Origin of the sequence: Dyadobacter jiangsuensis (genome assembly GCF_003014695.1) — a bacterium.
GTDB classification, from domain to species: Bacteria; Bacteroidota; Bacteroidia; order Cytophagales; family Spirosomataceae; genus Dyadobacter; species Dyadobacter jiangsuensis.
Genome location: NZ_PYAS01000001.1, coordinates 459,638 through 476,074 on the forward strand (window position 1 = coordinate 459,638; position 16,437 = coordinate 476,074).

Here is a 16,437-nt window from a genome sequence, read left to right on the forward strand (position 1 = left end):
CTTTTCTGTATCCTAATCTGCTTACATCTGATGTGGCCCGATAACGCATTGGCCGGTGATACGCTCTCGAACCGGATCGATTGGTCGGTGGCCGCCAGCCTTCCCGCACCAGGTACAGGGCACGCAGCTGCCAGCCTGGGCGTGGCCGGTGCCTTTACAGGCTGGCACAACGGCGCATTGCTGATCGCAGGCGGCGCCAATTTCCCGGCCGGCATGCCGTGGGAGGGTGGGCGAAAGGCCTACCACGACGGTATTTATGTTCTGAAAAAAAACGGTTCCTCCTGGCAGTGGATCCAAGCCGCGAACCCGCATTTGAAACAAAAGACGGCCTATGGTGCGAGCACCTCGGTTCCACAAGGTATTGTGTGTGCAGGAGGCGAAAACGAGGCGGGCACCAGTAGATCGGTGTTCCTGATGCAATGGAACGAGGCCGGCAAACGAATCGATTTTAAAACCCTCCCCGACCTGCCGGTGCCGCTGGCAAATGCAGCGGCTGCCAGCATGGGAAGCGTGGTGTATGTGGCAGGTGGTGAGCATGCGGGGAAGCCTTCCAATGGCTTCTTCGCATTGGATCTGTCGGATGCGGATCCGCAATGGCAAACACTACCTGCGTTGCCGGTAGCCATGTCGCATTCGGTGGCGGTGGTGCAAAGCAATGGAAAGGCCTCGTGCGTGTACGTACTGGGCGGGCGCAGCGCTACCGCGAGCGGTATCAGCGATTTGCACGGTACCAACTTTTGCTACGATCCGGCCAAGCGGAAATGGGAGCAGCGGGCGGGTATCAGCGACGGTACCACGCCTGCGAACCTCTCCGCAGGAACGGGCGTAGCCAACGGGGCTTCCTACATTGTTTTGTTGGGGGGTGACAAAGGGGACACGTTCAACAGGATCGAAACCTACAACGCCCGCATTGCCGCCGCGCAGACCGACAGCGAGAAGCAACGGCTGCAAGCCGAAAAAGTAAGCTTGTTGCAGACGCACCCTGGTTTCAGCAGGGACATTTACCTGTACAATACCATTACCGACGCCTGGGCGAAGATCGGCGAGCTGCCCGGGGCTGCGCAGGTAGCCACCACGGCCGTGAAAGCCGGAGAAGATATTTTCATCCCGAGCGGAGAGGTGAAGCCTGGCGTGCGTACACCTGTGGTCACACGTGGGAGCGTGCGGAGCCAGTCGTCGTTTTCATGGGTCGATTCGCTGGTGTTGTTCGTCTGTTTTCTGCTGATGACGGCCGGAAGGTTTCTTTTTACCGGAAAAACCAGCAACACCGACGACTATTTCAAAGGTGGCGAGCGCATTCCGCAATGGGCTGCCGGGATCAGTATTTTCGGGGCGAAGCTCAGCGCGATTACCTTCATGGGCATTCCCGCCAAAACCTACGCCACCGACTGGACCTACTTTTTCCTTTTGATGACGATCATCATGGTGATGCCGCTGGTAGCGGGGTATTTTATCCCTTTTTATCGCCGGCTGAACGTCACCTCGGCTTACGAATACCTGGGCAAGCGGTTCAATACCGGCTCGCGCATGCTCGCATCGGCGTTGTATGTACTGCTGCAACTCGGGCGGATGGGTATCGTGGTGCTGCTGCCGAGTATCGCGCTCACGCTGGTTACGGGTATCGACATCAACGTCTGCATTATCATGATCGGCGCGATCAGCATTTTCTTCACGGTAAAAGGCGGGATCGAGGCGGTGATTTGGGTAGAAGTAATACAGGTGCTGATTTTGGCGGCGGGCGCATTGTTCTGCCTTTTTTACCTGCCATTCCAGATCGAAGACTGGGGTGCTACCAGGCAAGTATTGGTGCAGGCCGAAAAACTGAAAGTGTTCGACTTCCGCCTCGATTTTACCGAACCTTCTTTCTGGGTGGTGGTGATCGGCGGACTGGCGATTAACCTGCTCACCTACGGCACCGACCAGACCACCGTGCAGCGGTATCTGACCACCAAATCCGAGACCGAATCGGTGCGGAGTCTGAAACTGGGCGCCTGGCTCACATTGCCTTCCACGCTGGTTTTCTTTTCGATCGGTACGCTGCTGTTCTTGTTCTTTCGCGAGCAGCCGGAGAAGGTCAATATGGCGCTGGATAATGTTGATAATATTTTCCCCTGGTACATTGTGAGCCAGTTGCCGGCGGGGCTCTCGGGTTTGCTGATCGCCGGTATTTTCGCGGCCGCCATGAGCAGTACCGAAGCGAGCATGAATTCCACCGCAACCCTGCTTACGACCGATTTTTACCAGAAACTGAACCCTGCCGTTACACCCAAACAAACACTCTTTTTCGCGCGCACCGCCACCTTGCTGCTCGGTATCTTCGTGACTTGCATTGCGTTGTACATGGCGCATAAGGGCGTGTCGTCGCTTTGGGACCGGTTCAACACCATTCTGGGATTGTTCACGGGGTGCATCGGCGGGGCATTTGTGCTGGGGATTTTTACGACCAAAGCCAGCGGCAACGGCGTGATGGCCGGAATGGCGCTCAGCTGCATTACCCAGCTGCTGATCCAGCAATATACCGACATCCACCTGCTGATGTACGCCTGCACCGGGCTGGTGAGCTGCGTCGTATTCGGGTATGTTTTAAGTTTACTCATGCCTGCCGAACGTGATTTGTCAGGCCTAACGATTTACAAATGAGCTTCCGGACCCTGTTTTGCTTACTCATTCTCATCGTCCATACGGGCATTGCCGGAGCGCAAAGTCTTTCGGGCGACAGCCTCGTTCTCGCGCCCGTTTTCACCGATCATATGGTGCTGCAAAGGAACAAGCCGGTGCAGATTTATGGCCGCGCGCGTGCGGGCGAGACGGTGCGCGTGCGCTTGCAGGGCATTAACAGGGAAGCCGCCGCGGATCGCGAAGGGAAATGGAAGGTCGTTTTTCCTGCGCAAAAGGCAGGTGGCCCGTATGAGCTGACGGTTTCCGGCAGGCATAGCAAGGTGGTTTTGAACGACATTCTCATCGGCGATGTGTGGCTTTGCTCGGGCCAGTCGAATATGGATTTCCAGTTGAAAAACGCCGCGACCGGTTCGGAAGAGCTGAAAAAAGGGAGTTTTAACCAGCGGCTCAGGCTGCTGAAATGCGGTGGCTCGGTACCCTGGGGGGATGTTTCGTGGGATTCGGCGACGCTGGCGAGGGTCAACCGTTTCGAGTTTTTCAAAGGTGAATGGAAAATACCTGACGCGAGTTCGGCAGCCGCGTTTTCGGCAGTAGCTTACTATTTCGGTCAGAAAATTGCCGCAGAGGAAAACGTCCCGATCGGCCTCATTCAGGTGGCGGTGGGCGGCTCGCCTACGGAATCGTGGATCGATAAAAAGGTGCTCGCCCGCGATGGCCGCTTTGCGGAGATGCTTGCCGACTGGCAGCATTCGGAGCAGGTAATGGCTTGGTGCCGCGAGCGCGCCGGCGTGAACACGAAGCATGCGCAGTCGCCGGACCAGCGGCACCCATTCAAACCGGGCTACAACTACGAGGCGGGTATCGCGCCGCTGAACGATTTTCCGGTCGCGGGGATCATCTGGTACCAGGGCGAAAGCAATGTGCACAATGTGGCGTTGCACGAGGCGCTTTTTGAAACGCTCGTGAAAAGCTGGCGGCAGAGCCGGGGTAATGCGCTACCATTTTATTACGTGCAGCTTTCGGGCATCGAGCGGCCCAACTGGCCCGAATTCCGGGACTCGCAGCGGAAAATGCTCGGCAAGATCGCCCATTCGGGTCTGGCGGTGAGTTACGATCTGGGCGATTCCCTGGATGTGCATCCGGTACGCAAAAAGGAAGTAGGCGAACGCCTGGCGCTGCTGGCATTGCAAGGATATTATGGTAAGCCGGTAGTAGCGAATGGTCCGGTGATCCGGAAAGCTAGCTTGCGGAGCGATGGTATTTTGCTGGATTTTACATCGGCTCAAAGGCTTTTGACGCCGGATAACCAACCGCTGACGGGCTTCGAACTGCTTACGAAAAGCGGCAGGCGCTTGCCGGCACAGGCAGTGATTTGGAATAATCGCGTCCGCATTCCCGTACCTGCGGGAGAGGCCATCGAAACGGTGCTGTACGCCTACCGACCATTCACAAGGGCCAATTTGTACAACGAGGCCGGACTACCGGCAGCGACTTTTTCTATTTCAGTACATTAATGTAAAACCCATGAACTACAACCCGGCAGAACTCGAAAGTCTGCACGCATTTTATAAAAATCAGCTACTCGGTAATACGCTGCCGTTCTGGTTCCCGCGGTCGTTCGACGCGGAACATGGCGGTTACCTTTTCATGCGCGACCGCGACGGGACTTTGCTCGATGACGATAAGTCGGTATGGTTCCTTGGTCGGGCGGCGTGGCTGCTCGCTACGTTGTACAACACCGTGGAGCCGCGGCAGGAGTGGCTGGAAGGTGCCAGATCGGGCATTGATTTTATGAACAAACATGCATTCGACACCGACGGCCGTATGTTTTTTCATATGACCCGTGCGGGTGAGCCGATCCGGAAACGACGCTATTTTTTCTCGGAAACCTTTGCCGTCATTGCGAATGCCGCTTACGCGAAAGCCAGCGGGAGCGCCGAGGCGGCGGACCGGGCCCGGGAGCTGTTCGGGAAATGCATCGAATATGCGACGGTACCGGGCTTGCTGGAACCGAAATTTACCGGTACGCGCCCGGCCAAAGGCATAGGTGTGCCGATGATCCTCATGAACACCGCCCAGCAACTCCGCGAGACCATCGGCGACCCGCGTTGTGATGCGCTGATCGATGGTTTTATCACTGAAATCGAACGGGATTTTGTGAAAGACGATATCCGCTGCGTGATGGAACAGGTGGCGCCGGACGGCAGCATTATCGATCATGTCGACGGACGCACGCTCAACCCCGGCCACGCGATCGAAGGCGCCTGGTTTATCCTGCATGAAGCGAAATACCGTAACAATGATCCCCGGCTGATCGCCCTCGGCTGTAAAATGCTCGACTACATGTGGGAGCGCGGCTGGGACAGGGAGTTCGGAGGCATTCTCTATTTCAGGGATGTTTACGACAAGCCCGTGCAGGAGTATTGGCAGGATATGAAATTCTGGTGGCCGCATAATGAGACCATCATTGCTACATTGCTGGCCTACACGCTGACCGGCGATGCCAAATATGCAGCATGGCACCGGCTGGTGCACGACTATGCGTACAGGCATTTCCACGACAAGGAACATGGCGAATGGTTCGGTTACCTGCACCGCGATGGTTCGGTAGCGCAGAGTGCGAAGGGCAATTTGTTCAAAGGACCATTCCATTTGCCGCGGCAGGAGTGGTATTGCATGCAATTGCTGGGTTCACTTGCCGGAAAAGAACAGGTAGAGGAGGTTTTGGATTTGAAAATTTAAAGTTTTGATCATGAAATTATTGAAGTGTTTTCTGTTTGCTAAGTTGGTGGCGGTAAGCTTTTTCTCGGTGGCTCAAACACCGGTTTTTGTATCGGGGAATGATGGCTATAAATCGTATCGCATCCCCGCCATCGTGCGTACTCCCACAGGCGAGCTGTTGGCATTTGCCGAAGGCAGGGTGGGCGGCAGCGGTGATTTCGGGGATATCGACATTGTGATGAAACGCAGCCAGGACGGCGGCAAATCCTGGTCCAAAATCCACGTGGTGGCTACTTATGACGATTTGCAGGCCGGAAACCCGGCGCCCGTGATGGACCTGACCGACCCCGCTTTTCCCAAAGGGCGGCTGTTCCTGTTTTTCAATACGGGTAACAACCATGAAGGCGAAGTGAGAAAAGGGAAGGGCCTGCGTGAAGTATGGTACAAAACTTCGACCGACGGGGGCATTACCTGGGGCGACCCCGTGAACATCACCACGCAGGTGCACCGGCCCAAGCAACCGGCGCTGAATGCCGCCTACAATTTCCCGGACGACTGGCGAAGCTATGCCAATACGCCCGGCCACGGCATGCAACTCACCGAAGGCCGACACAAAGGCCGCATTTACATTGCCGCCAACCACAGTGCCGGCACTCCCAAAAGTAATTTTGCCGACTACCAGGCCCACGGCTTTTACACCGACGATCATGGCAAAACCTTCGAACTTAGCGAGACCATTCCCGTGGAAGGCGGTAACGAAGCGACAGCCGCCGAGCTCTCGGGCGGGCGCCTGATGTTCAACGCGCGCAACCAGAAGGGCGACGTCCGCGCAAGGATCGTGGCAGTTAGCTCCGACGGCGGCGCCAAATGGGACACCACCTATTTCGACCGTAACCTGCCCGACCCCGTCTGCGAAGGCAGCATTCTGACCATTAGCCAGGACAAACGCCAAAATATACTCGCATTCTGCAACGCAGCCGACACCAAAATGCGTGATAACCTGACATTGCGCATCAGTTTCGACGACGGTAAAACCTGGAAGAAAAGTTATCTCGTTGATAAAAGTGCGGCTGGCGAAAGAGATTTTACGGCCTATTCGGATATCGTCAAAACCGGCAAAAAGACAATTGGCGTCCTCTATGAAAGGGACGGATACAAGGCGATTGTGTTTAAGAATGTGGAGTGGGGGAGATGAAGATAATTTAGGCTACTGCCTTTTCATCAAGACATCACCCTGATAACTACCTCCGTCGTATGTCTCTTTGATATTAGCATCCAGATGCTTGCCGGCGAGCTCCGCTGTGATTTCGACATCGGAGGATTGAATCACCCCGTCGATCATTGATTCTACCTTCTGTTTAACGTGGAATTTGTTTGGCTCGGTCAATTCGATATTATCGAAAATTACTTTTCTGGGTGGTATGGAATCGAGATATTCCTGCCACCCATCTCCCTCAAAAATCGTTTCCTCGTCATGTGTAAGCCGGATCTTATTTTCGGATAATTTATCAATTGTCCAACGCACTGTAATGGTCACGTTGATATCGTCAAATACCGTCTGAGAGTTTTTGGTTTGATAAACTCCAACAAGGTCCCGGGTTAGATCGGGGGCGGGGTCTTTATCCTTTTTGCAGGAAAATAGAAACACAAAAACCAGGAGAAGTAAGTATCGGGTCATAGAGCGGTGAGGTTGTAATTATCCTAATCTTATCACAATCTAATCAAATGTCAAAATAGTTTTTATTTTGTGTGACTTTGTGCAGCTTGAATGGCCTTGGGGCACTGGAAAGATATAATGATTTGCGAGTATGGAAGTGGCAATTTGGTTGAGTTGACTGACTGATGTAAAACGCATATCTTTAAGGAGTGTAAACGTTTCTTTACATTCCATGGAGTTAAGAGCACTATTGTTTTTGGGCCTTTCTATTTTTTTTCTGGGATGTGAAAAGAAGGAACACGTCGACCCGGAAGAAAATGCGAAGAGTTACGTTAGCTATTCAATTGATGGTCAAAAATATCGTTTAGAGCACGGCAATGGTAGTCAGTATATTAGCTTTTTTTATGGTAAAACAGGAGACAATCCTTTGGGATACAAATTAGGAGTAGCTGGTAGGGATTCAACAGAAAAGGCCCCTTCTTTTTGGATAACCATTTGGAACGGAGAGCCAGTGACAAAAGGCGTATGGAAAGTTTCAACCGATATTTATCGAACTTCTGACGTACTGATGAGCTGGGTGCATCTTAAAACTAAAAATCCACTTGTATATCGGGCATACTGGTCATTTTATGAGGGTACAGTAGAAGTCACAGAGTTGACCGATCATAAAATTAGAGGGGTATTTTCCGGTGTTGTGGAAGAGGACCCAAATAGTATTATTCGCTTGCATGAAAAATTTCAAGTAACTGACGGGGTGTTTTTTGTGAATCGAAGTCCTGGCTATTCGATTCAATCGAAAAATTAATCACTGACATACCATTTTTAGATAAGGCTTTATATCTTCCAGTCCAAGCTCAACGCATTTTTGCCAATCACTACAACTTCCTGCATTGTCTCCTATTAGCCGCTTGGCTTCACCTCTGTTTTGATATGCCATCACATAATTAGGGTCCACGTCAATCGCTTTATCAAATTCGAGTATCGCTTCCTGGTACTTTTCCTTCATAATGTAAACCTTACCTTTGCCGTAATACCCCCTTTTATCCTTGGGAGCCAGCTTCAACAATGCATCCAACTCAACAATTGCCGAGTCAAGAACTTGCAGTTGCATATAGCTATAACTTAAAGAAAAATGGACTGAAACATCAGAACTATTCAGCGACTTCGCAAGGTTCAGAGATGTTATTGCCTTTTCATATAGCCCCAAATTATTGTAACAAGTGCCAATATTGTGATGTGCAATAAATATTGAATTACTGTCAGCTTTAAATCTTTCCGCCAAAATTTCCTGGGCGTCATTCATTGATCCCAGATAGTCCTGCAAGCCGTATTTTGCCTGGCTCCTTAGCAAATAGGCCTGATAATTGTTTGGATTATTCCGGATTACTTTCGAAAGCAAGGTAAGGGCTTCTTCGTATTGCTTTTGGGGAATCATGATGCGTGCCGCTTCTATGTTTTTCTCCATTTGAGACTTTTGCCCCGACGTCTGAGCAAGGCATGTAGAATCGGGCAAAATCAGCATCAAAACTGGTATAAAGAGAAGGTTGTATAATCTATGTCTCATTTCAATTTCTTTAAAGCAGATCAATGCTGGTAATCTTTACGCTTTGTCTTTTAGCTAAATCTCAGAAGCTTCCTCAGGCGAATTTATCCGGCTAGAAACCATCCATTTAGTCGGAGAAAGCGTATGTCTGTTTGCTGGCGGCGTTGGCCGTCCCGAACGCATCTTGGTCATAACCAGTTACAAATCACCAGGCGACATCGATGAAACACTTGTACATTTTGCTTCGCGTGGCCCTATGGCTGCTTCTGATTGAGATGACCGTATTCACTGCACTACTCGTGTTTGTTATTTGCCATACAGGCAGCTGGTCTATGGCTTTTAGGTAACTCTGCACGACCGTAGAATGCCAGGGCGAAAATAGCTTCTGTGCGCCAATTATCTCGGAGTTACAAAAAAAATCGGTCGGCAGATAGGGATTTTCGAAAGCTTAGTATATTTCGGTCATATTCCTGAAATACACGAAATTTTGAAAAAGCTGATTTACCTCTTTGCGATCTGCCTGGCATTTTTAACCGCTTGTTCGAAAGATCCGAAGCCTGATCGGGCCACACCATTCATCGGAAATTGGAGAACAGAGCTAGCAGACTCGAGCCTGTTTACTTTTCAGACATTTTGGAAAATCGAACGAGGTGGTCCGAATATCGTCAACATCGCCACCACAGATAGCGTCGTGTCCAGAATGGAGGACTTTCTTCCTTCTTTTGCAGTTGAAACACAGGTGTATAAAGTAAGAATAGACGAATCCGACAACATGATACTAAATTATTCAAGAGCCAGCCCTAGCACAATTTTTATGTACGCGGGAACGGCAAGCATTGTTGACGGTAAGTTGATCGCCCAAATTCAAGAAACGAGTGGCATCGATGGATCTAAATGGTCAAAGACGTTGGTATTGCACAGATAAACTCCAAATCGGTTCCGGAACATTATGAGCCTGGCACGAAAGTGCCATTGCGGTCGCTAGAATGGCCGAAATGCGGCGAAAGCTGACATTATTTAGTTAGGGCCATCGTCGTCTTGATCCACACAAATGAATTTCCAGCTACTGAAGTCTCATTTGAACCTTGTATTTAAGCGTAGCTTCCGCTACATCCCTTACCAACTCATAGTTGTATGGCGGTGCCACCAGCATCTCCCAAGCATTATAGTTAATAATGGGGCAGTAAATGTCGATATTTTCTTCCGGATAGGATTCAAAAGCCACTTGAGTCTCAAATGTTTTGGTCTCTCCGACCGCCCAGGACGATATTTCCTGGAAGTACGCTAAGTCGTTTCTCCATTGTATAGGCAAGTCTATAACATCTCCATGCTCCGGATGTTTCCCTAGCTTAAATTGTGCAATACGATATTTATTCCAATCGGTAGATGGACTATTTGCGATTCGTTTTACATAAACTTTCGTATTGAAAACGATGAAAACTTCTCCATCGTGACCTGTAAGCGGTTGTACTCTCGCGGCATTTCCTCTTATTAGTTCGCCTTGCAAATGCTGGGCGTCGATCGTTTCAATGATTTGCTTGGTATTGGTTTTAAAGAATTCCACGCGGGTAACTTCGAATTCACAAGGCAACGCCCTGGGCGTTCCGTCGACCCGATTACAATTTGAGATGGGATCTGGATCCGGGACATGGTGATCCTGGCATGAGAATGCCATTGCGGTTACAAGAATGGCCGAAAATGCGGCGGTCTTGATTAAGGAGAAATATTTCATGGTACTGAGCAGTAAGGTTGATGGAAGTTACAAATTATAAGTAACTGACTATCAAATACTACTCGGGGAGGTGTGGCCTCTGTTGGGTGTAAAGACGCTTCCAGTGGTTCGGCTGTGTCGAGTTTTAGTTGATCTTTGATAGAAATTATCTGGCAACATTGATGAAGTACTTGCGCATTTTGGTTCGACTCGCACTTTGGATTTTTATTCTATCGGTGCTTGGCTGGGCCATCGTGCTTTTTTTACTTGTTTTCGGTGGTGGCCACCGAGCGCTTATTTTTGGTGGGTTATAGTGGAGTACGGGCTTTCAGGAGCCAGCTTTCCTTCCTATCTTCGGCGTCTTCATCAACATATTCACTTCCGTAGACTTTTAATTCTTCAATATATCTCAACATTTACTATGACAAATTCCCGTCGTAAATTCATTGCAAGCTCTGTCACCCTTGCAGCAGGTGCTGCTGCGTCCGTAGCGGCCCCGGTTAGCCCGGAGAAAAGTAAGGCCCCTTTGGTGCACCACGTGTTTTTCTGGCTCAAAAATCCTGGCTCCGTGGCCGATCGGGACAAAATCATCGAGGGGTTGAAAACCTTGCGGAAAATCGAGGCCATCAAGGAGCTTCGTATCGGGGTCGTGGCCAGCACGGAGAAGCGGGATGTCGTCGACAACAGCTGGGGGGTGTCCGAGCTGATGTTTTTCGAAGATCTCGCAGGCCAGGCAACGTATCAGGATCACCCCATCCATCAGAAATTCATCAAGGATTGCAGTCACCTGTGGGACAAAGTAATCGTGTACGACGCTATTGACGTTTAGGGTGTTTGAAGGGGAGAAAGGGAGGAAGGGGAGGATGGAGGAAAGGGAAACCGCAATCAGCTTTATCCCTTTCCTTCTTTATTCCCTTCCTCCCTTTCCTCCCTTTCCTCCCTTTCTTCCCTTTCCTCCTTAATTACCACTTAAAAGTAACGCTCGCGAGGATGTTGGCTGGCTTTTGCGGCGTGCCGTTGGAGTTCCAGTAATGCTCGTTGAGCAGGTTGTTGGCTTTGAGGGCCAGGCGGTACCGCGGCTGATCGTAGAAAAGCGACGCATTCACCAGCGTGTAGGCGGGTACTTTAAAGGTATTGGTACTCTCAAACCAGGACGCGCCTACATAGTTGCCTCCCGCGCCGATGCCGAGCCCTTTCGCATTGCCTTTCAGGATGTAGTAGCTTGCCCAGATGTTGGCCACATGCTGTGGACTGTTGGCGAGCAGTTTTCCTTGCAATGCTTCGGCCGCTTTATCGTAACGGTTGTCGTTGTAAGCGTAGCCGGCCACAAAGTTCAGGCCCGATATGGGGTTGGCGATTAGTTCCAGTTCCATACCCTTGCTTTTTTGCGTCCCGTCCTGCACGGTAAAATTCTGGCTGTTGATGACCTCGGTGCGCGTCGAATTGGTGACGGCGATGTTGTAGTAGCTGAGCGACCCGTTCAGTTTGTTGCGGATCAGGTCGAACTTGATACCTCCTTCCCATTGATTTCCAAATTGCGGTTTCAGGTTCAGTACCGTGTTATCGGGCTGGGTGACGGGCGCCTGGTTGACAAAGCCGTTCAGGTAGTTCACAAAAACCGACAATCGCTCCGGAATAGGCTGATATACAATCCCCAGCTTTGGCGAAAGGGAGTTTTGGCTATAATTACCGGCATATTTGCCCGCGGCAACGGCCATGGTACCGTCGGTTGTGAAGCGGTCGAAGCGGAGGCTGAGCATAGCCATCAGTGATGGTGTGATATTGATGACGTCGGACGCATACACGCCGAAGCTCGTGCCTTTGTAGCTGGTGCCTACGAAACCCTGCTGCGAGGATCGTTGATTGAGCTTATCAGCGTTGAAATCGGGGAGGGGCTTGCGGATATTGACGGTGTCGTAGCGGACGGTTACCCGGTAGAGGTCATAGTAGTTCTGGTTGTAATCCGCGCCCAGCACGAGGCGGTTGCGCATGCGCCCGATCTCGAAATCGCCGACGAAGTTCTGTTGCAGCTGGATATTGCCGAAAGTTTCGGGCGTCTGGTTTCGGGCGGTGCGCGAAACAGTCGAGTCGGTCAGCATGGAGAATGTGACCAGGTAGAGGTGTTTGTAAAAGCCGTTGGAAAACAGGTAGTTGGTCTGAGATTTCCATCGCGAGGAAAGTTTGTACTCGATTTGCGCCTGCAAGTTGTACACGCCTACGGAGGCGTCGATGCCGTTGTTCAGCAGGGATTGTTTGTAGCCCAAAGCGAGGTCTTTGAAATTGCGCGCGGTCACTTTTGATAACGAGCCGATGTTGAAGGTCGAAGTCGTATAGGCTGCCTGGGTAATGTCTAAGTCAACAAGGAATTTCAGCCGGTCGTTTACCTGGTACGAAAAGCTTGGGGCGATGGTGAAGTTTTTAGCATAACCCTGGTCCTGGAATGAACCCTCGGTCTGTCCGGCCGCATTGAGCCGGAACAATGCCGTGCGCTTTTCGTTCACGGGCGCATTCACGTCCACGGCTGCGCGCGCGAAGCGGTAACTGCCTGCGGTATAGCTCACTTCGCCGCCGAAGGTATCGTAAGGCTTTTTGGTAACGTAATTGAAAACTCCGCCAAAAGTAGCCGAGCGGCTGTTGCCGTACAGTGTACCTGAGGGGCCTTTCAGTACTTCCACACTTTCGAGAATTACCGGGTTCATGGGGAGAATGGCGCTGGTAGTGAGTCCGTTGCGGACGCCGTTGAAGTTGGCAAAACCGCGTAGGGTCATGCCCTGCGATCCGCCGCCGGCCGAATTGGGCACGGCGCCAGGCACATTCCGGTACAAATCGGTCCGTTCGGTAACGAGCTGCTCCTGCATCAGCGCCTTGCCGATCACATTGTACACCTGCGGGTTTTCGAGGTTTTTGAGGGGCAGGCGCGCCACGGTCTCGGTTTCCTTTCGGGCAAATTTGTTGACATTCCCGCTTACGATCACCTCACGCAGAGACTGGCTGTCCTCGTTCAGTAAAATGGGCGGGAAAACGGTCGTTTTGCCATCCTGGATGCTCACTTCCACTTCCACAGGCGCATACCCGACCATACTTGCCACCACCGTTTGCGTACCGGCAGGAATATTGCGGATGCTGTATTCTCCCTCCTGGTCGGTTTGGCCGCCACGCGGAGTACCTTTAATTCTTACCGTTACTTCCACGGCCGGTTTCGCGTCAGCGGTGAGGACGCTTCCCTTCAAATGCCCCCTGGCTTCCCCTTTCGCGGGCCTGATGTGAATGCGCGTTCCCTGCACCTGAATGCCCCGTGCGTAATCCCCGAGCAGGTGCCCGAGCAAATCGCCCAGCGCGACGGCCTCGTAGTCGGGACTTACTGTACGTTGAGTGTCCATCAATGTGCTGCTGTACACGAATGTGCAGCCGGCCTGGTCTTCCAGCGCGCGTAACGCGTCGGCCACGCTCACCTGCGTGAGTTTCAGGGTAATGGGTTTGTCCAGGATCGATTGCTGGGCGTGGCTGACGCCGATTTGAACGACCAGCATGGCCGCGAGCATCCACAGCTTGCGGTAGCCGGATTGTAAATAAGAATGCATACTTTTGAAAGAATGGTTAATTGATCACTCGATTGGCTGTCGACTCCGGCGTTCTGTCGCCAAACGCACGCCGGAACAGCTCCACGGCTTGGCCGTGGGGTTTTTATAGTCTGTCAGGGGGCTTACGTCATTGGTAAATGGTCAGTTTTTTGTTTACAATCTTGTATTTGATATTCAGCGAGTAGGCCACGCTGTTCATCACGTTTTCCAGCGATGCATCTGCGAATGAACCGGTACAGCGGCGAGAGGCCAGTTCCGGTGCGGTAATCACCACTTTTACGCCATACCATCTTTCCAACACGGGCGCGATCTCCGCGAGCGGCAGGTTATCGAACGTAAGCCTGTTGCGTACCCAGCCGAAATGTCCTTGCGCATACACGCGATCCTGCGCGAGCCGGCCATTGGCGTGATCGTAAATGCCGCGTTCATTGGCGGTGAGTATGAGATGAGACGTGCCGGAGCCTTTCGGAGCGAAGCGAACTTTTCCCTCGCTTACGACGAGGGTCACGCTGCTGCCCGGGTATGATTTGAGATTAAATGCAGTACCGAGTACGGTCGTGCGGGTGGTGACTGTGTGAATGGTAAATGGCCTGGTGCTGTCTTTGGCTACTTCGAAATAGCCTTCGCCGGTAAGCCACGCGGTGCGAGCCGTGTCGCTGAACCCGACCGGGTAGGTGAGCCGGCTGCCTGCGTTGAGGTATACGACCGTGCTGTCGGGCAGTAAAAAACGTCTGCGTTCACCGGTAGCCGTTTGCAGATACCGGTATTCGGTTTTCCTGCTTATTGTGGAGGCTGCAATATCTTTTGAGGTTAGCGTTTGCCGGAAATAATTCCAGGACGCGACCAGTAAAAGGCATGCAGCGACAGCCGCGAGGAACGGGTAAAGCCATGCAAGGCGGTTGTTTTTGGGTTCATTTGCTTTTCCCAAATCAAGTTTTTGCCAGATTTCGTCCGTTGCGGCATCTTCTTCGTCCTGCTCCGCATATTGGTCGAGGTCGTCCGTCGCGGCAAGCCATTGCGTTACGGCCAGGGCTTCATCTTCGGAACAAAGCCCCTGGTGGTATTTTTGCAGTAATTCGGGTGTAATGCGCATGGGGAACTCGACGTGTACATGAGGTTAGTTCCATAACTCCCCATGCATCCCTAAACGACTTACCTGAAAAACCACGAATTATTCGAGCCCGCTCCGAAGCAATGCGATGCTCTTGCCGATATGGTACTCCACCGTTTTGACCGAAACCTGCATTTCCTCGGCGATTTCCCGGTTGCCCATTCCCTGCTCACGGCTGAGTTGGAAGATGCGCCGGGTAGCTGCCGGCAGCTGTGCCAGGAGGCTGGAAACTGTGCCGGAAAGTTGCTCGAATGAGACCATTTCCTCCGTGGTATTTTCCTGGGCGGTAGCCTGTCTTCCGATCGCTTCGAGGTGTCGGTCGTGAATTGCTTTGTCGCGGAAGTGCCTGTTAACCTGCAATTTGGCGGCGCGGATCAGGTAATGCTCCGGCGAGGTCCTGATTTCCAAGTCGCCGCGGCGTTCCCAAAGCGTCTGAAAGATTCCCTGCACAATCTCCTTCGACTCCTCCTCATCGCGCAGGTAGGAGCAGCAAAGGCGGAAAAGTTTTTTGGCATACGTCGTGTACAGCATCTCGAACGATTGCTCGTCAATGGTAGTCAGCTGCGACGGACGGTTTTGCATTGCCTGTGGTGTAGCGCCGTTAGTGGCGGATTTTCGGCAAAGAAATGGCTTATTTAGTTTAATTACAAATTAAGTATTATGGCCATTCGAGCTCACGGACTTCGCTGGTGGGTTTCAGACCGGGATAACGGGCCAATTGCGAGGCAATGAAGCCGAGGAGGTCGCGGGCAACGCGAGGTGGGGCGATGCTTTTCAGGTGCTTGCGCTTGCCGTTGAAATAGACGATCAGGGTAGTGATGGGCGAGTCGGCACCTTTGACGTCGCTGAACCGTAATGCCCGGAGTTGGGCGTTTTGGAGTTGATCAATCAATTTATTGTAAGTATCGTCGTCGAGCACAGCCGAGTAGGTCCCTTTTCGCAGGTTTTTGTCGCCATATTCATTGCGAAAATGTACATAGAGATTTTGGGCGCTGTCGACCTGCAAGGATACGTAAGGGGCACTTCCACCATAAAACGAATGGTAAACCAGTTTCTCGAAGGCAATTGTCCGGTCTGTGAGAGACTCTTTTTTTCTAAGGGTAATGGAGGGTTTATCCCAAAAAAAGGCTTTTGAAAAATCGGATATCGGTTCCACGACCAACTCGGAATCACTGCTTCTGACAATTTTCAGGTCGTAGCGGTCTACGTATTCAACCTGATTGTGGGTAGAAGACGTCGAGTATCTCGCCTGAAAACTCAATGTATCGCCATGGATAAACAAATGGAAGAAATTTTCTTTCAACTCTCTGCTGCACATATAGTTGACCGACTCCGGTCCGGTGTGCAGGATTTCAATCATTTCCAGCTGTGACGAAATCCAGATTCCCTTCAACTTTTCCGGCTGGGCAAAGGCAATGCTGCTACAAAGCAGTATGAGTGTTAACGTGGCGGCAATTCGGTGGCTAATCATTCGGGTTGTTGCTAAATTGACCA

Annotated in this window: 14 protein-coding genes; 7 read left to right on the forward strand and 7 right to left on the reverse strand. The window is 51.7% G+C overall.

Annotated elements, in window-relative coordinates; all coding sequences use genetic code 11:
* Positions 1 to 30 precede the first annotated feature (30 nt).
* Genes CLV60_RS01680 through CLV60_RS01695 form a run of 4 tightly spaced genes read left to right on the forward strand, consistent with a single transcriptional unit; the run spans position 31 to position 6,535 of the window.
* On the forward strand, positions 31 to 2,640 hold the full coding sequence (locus tag CLV60_RS01680) for a sodium:solute symporter family protein (RefSeq protein WP_229210764.1): 2,610 nt from the start codon (positions 31 to 33) through the stop codon (positions 2,638 to 2,640).
* On the forward strand, positions 2,637 to 4,133 hold the full coding sequence (locus CLV60_RS01685; protein WP_106593643.1) for a sialate O-acetylesterase: 1,497 nt from the start codon (positions 2,637 to 2,639) through the stop codon (positions 4,131 to 4,133). Before CLV60_RS01680 ends, CLV60_RS01685 begins: the two co-directional genes overlap by 4 nt.
* Before the next feature lie 10 nt (positions 4,134 to 4,143).
* Positions 4,144 to 5,361: an AGE family epimerase/isomerase gene (locus tag CLV60_RS01690; protein WP_106593644.1), complete on the forward strand. Its 1,218-nt coding sequence runs from the start codon at positions 4,144 to 4,146 to the stop codon at positions 5,359 to 5,361.
* A 10-nt stretch (positions 5,362 to 5,371) separates the two neighbouring features.
* On the forward strand, positions 5,372 to 6,535 hold the full coding sequence (locus CLV60_RS01695) for a sialidase family protein (RefSeq protein ID WP_106593645.1): 1,164 nt from the start codon (positions 5,372 to 5,374) through the stop codon (positions 6,533 to 6,535).
* 12 nt (positions 6,536 to 6,547) lie between these two features.
* On the opposite strand, the gene CLV60_RS01700 is transcribed toward CLV60_RS01695, so the two are convergent.
* On the reverse strand, positions 6,548 to 7,018 hold the full coding sequence (locus CLV60_RS01700; protein WP_106593646.1) for a hypothetical protein: 471 nt from the start codon (positions 7,016 to 7,018) through the stop codon (positions 6,548 to 6,550).
* Between the two features lie 211 nt (positions 7,019 to 7,229).
* Here CLV60_RS01700 and CLV60_RS01705 point away from each other — a divergent pair, with 211 nt between their 5' ends.
* On the forward strand, positions 7,230 to 7,802 hold the full coding sequence (locus tag CLV60_RS01705) for a hypothetical protein (protein WP_106593647.1): 573 nt from the start codon (positions 7,230 to 7,232) through the stop codon (positions 7,800 to 7,802).
* Here the strand turns inward: CLV60_RS01705 and CLV60_RS01710 are convergent, their stop codons facing one another.
* Positions 7,803 to 8,462, reverse strand: a complete 660-nt coding sequence (locus tag CLV60_RS01710; protein ID WP_170118689.1) for a tetratricopeptide repeat protein — start codon at positions 8,460 to 8,462, stop codon at positions 7,803 to 7,805. It lies immediately after the preceding gene.
* Between the two features lie 565 nt (positions 8,463 to 9,027).
* Between CLV60_RS01710 and CLV60_RS01715 the strand changes: the two genes are divergently transcribed.
* Positions 9,028 to 9,465 carry a hypothetical protein gene (locus CLV60_RS01715; RefSeq protein ID WP_106593649.1) on the forward strand — a complete coding sequence of 146 codons (438 nt, stop codon included), beginning with the start codon at positions 9,028 to 9,030 and terminating at the stop codon, positions 9,463 to 9,465.
* Between the two features lie 138 nt (positions 9,466 to 9,603).
* Here CLV60_RS01715 and CLV60_RS01720 read toward each other — a convergent pair whose 3' ends face one another.
* Positions 9,604 to 10,272 (reverse strand): hypothetical protein, encoded by a 669-nt coding sequence (locus CLV60_RS01720; RefSeq protein WP_106593650.1) that lies wholly within the window; start codon positions 10,270 to 10,272, stop codon positions 9,604 to 9,606.
* A gap of 400 nt (positions 10,273 to 10,672) precedes the next feature.
* Between CLV60_RS01720 and CLV60_RS01725 the strand changes: the two genes are divergently transcribed.
* The gene (locus CLV60_RS01725; RefSeq protein WP_106593651.1) at positions 10,673 to 11,080 is read left to right on the forward strand and encodes a Dabb family protein; all 408 of its coding nucleotides are present in this window, start codon (positions 10,673 to 10,675) and stop codon (positions 11,078 to 11,080) included.
* Positions 11,081 to 11,213: 133 nt separating this feature from the next.
* Here the strand turns inward: CLV60_RS01725 and CLV60_RS01730 are convergent, their stop codons facing one another.
* The 4 genes from CLV60_RS01730 to CLV60_RS01745 all read right to left on the reverse strand — a co-directional run bounded on the left by CLV60_RS01730 (position 11,214) and on the right by CLV60_RS01745 (position 16,414).
* Positions 11,214 to 13,832 carry a TonB-dependent receptor gene (locus tag CLV60_RS01730; RefSeq protein ID WP_106593652.1) on the reverse strand — a complete coding sequence of 873 codons (2,619 nt, stop codon included), beginning with the start codon at positions 13,830 to 13,832 and terminating at the stop codon, positions 11,214 to 11,216.
* Positions 13,833 to 13,959: 127 nt separating this feature from the next.
* Positions 13,960 to 14,925 (reverse strand): FecR family protein, encoded by a 966-nt coding sequence (locus tag CLV60_RS01735; protein ID WP_106593653.1) that lies wholly within the window; start codon positions 14,923 to 14,925, stop codon positions 13,960 to 13,962.
* A gap of 78 nt (positions 14,926 to 15,003) precedes the next feature.
* Positions 15,004 to 15,525: an RNA polymerase sigma-70 factor gene (locus tag CLV60_RS01740; RefSeq protein ID WP_106593654.1), complete on the reverse strand. Its 522-nt coding sequence runs from the start codon at positions 15,523 to 15,525 to the stop codon at positions 15,004 to 15,006.
* Positions 15,526 to 15,601: 76 nt separating this feature from the next.
* Complete coding sequence (locus CLV60_RS01745) at positions 15,602 to 16,414, reverse strand: hypothetical protein (RefSeq protein WP_106593655.1); 813 nt, start codon at positions 16,412 to 16,414, stop codon at positions 15,602 to 15,604.
* Positions 16,415 to 16,437 lie beyond the last annotated feature (23 nt).

What these genes read in the sequence shown, in the direction of transcription:
- CLV60_RS01680 (WP_229210764.1), top strand. Translation starts at nt 31, where the DNA reads ATGTGGCCCGATAACGCATTGGCCGGTGATACGCTCTCGAACCGGATC.
- CLV60_RS01685 (WP_106593643.1), top strand. Translation starts at nt 2,637, where the DNA reads ATGAGCTTCCGGACCCTGTTTTGCTTACTCATTCTCATCGTCCATACG.
- CLV60_RS01690 (WP_106593644.1), top strand. Translation starts at nt 4,144, where the DNA reads ATGAACTACAACCCGGCAGAACTCGAAAGTCTGCACGCATTTTATAAA.
- CLV60_RS01695 (WP_106593645.1), top strand. Translation starts at nt 5,372, where the DNA reads ATGAAATTATTGAAGTGTTTTCTGTTTGCTAAGTTGGTGGCGGTAAGC.
- CLV60_RS01700 (WP_106593646.1), bottom strand. Translation starts at nt 7,018, where the DNA reads ATGACCCGATACTTACTTCTCCTGGTTTTTGTGTTTCTATTTTCCTGC.
- CLV60_RS01705 (WP_106593647.1), top strand. Translation starts at nt 7,230, where the DNA reads ATGGAGTTAAGAGCACTATTGTTTTTGGGCCTTTCTATTTTTTTTCTG.
- CLV60_RS01710 (WP_170118689.1), bottom strand. Translation starts at nt 8,462, where the DNA reads ATGGAGAAAAACATAGAAGCGGCACGCATCATGATTCCCCAAAAGCAA.
- CLV60_RS01720 (WP_106593650.1), bottom strand. Translation starts at nt 10,272, where the DNA reads ATGAAATATTTCTCCTTAATCAAGACCGCCGCATTTTCGGCCATTCTT.
- CLV60_RS01725 (WP_106593651.1), top strand. Translation starts at nt 10,673, where the DNA reads ATGACAAATTCCCGTCGTAAATTCATTGCAAGCTCTGTCACCCTTGCA.
- CLV60_RS01730 (WP_106593652.1), bottom strand. Translation starts at nt 13,832, where the DNA reads ATGCATTCTTATTTACAATCCGGCTACCGCAAGCTGTGGATGCTCGCG.
- CLV60_RS01735 (WP_106593653.1), bottom strand. Translation starts at nt 14,925, where the DNA reads ATGCGCATTACACCCGAATTACTGCAAAAATACCACCAGGGGCTTTGT.
- CLV60_RS01740 (WP_106593654.1), bottom strand. Translation starts at nt 15,525, where the DNA reads ATGCAAAACCGTCCGTCGCAGCTGACTACCATTGACGAGCAATCGTTC.
- CLV60_RS01745 (WP_106593655.1), bottom strand. Translation starts at nt 16,414, where the DNA reads ATGATTAGCCACCGAATTGCCGCCACGTTAACACTCATACTGCTTTGT.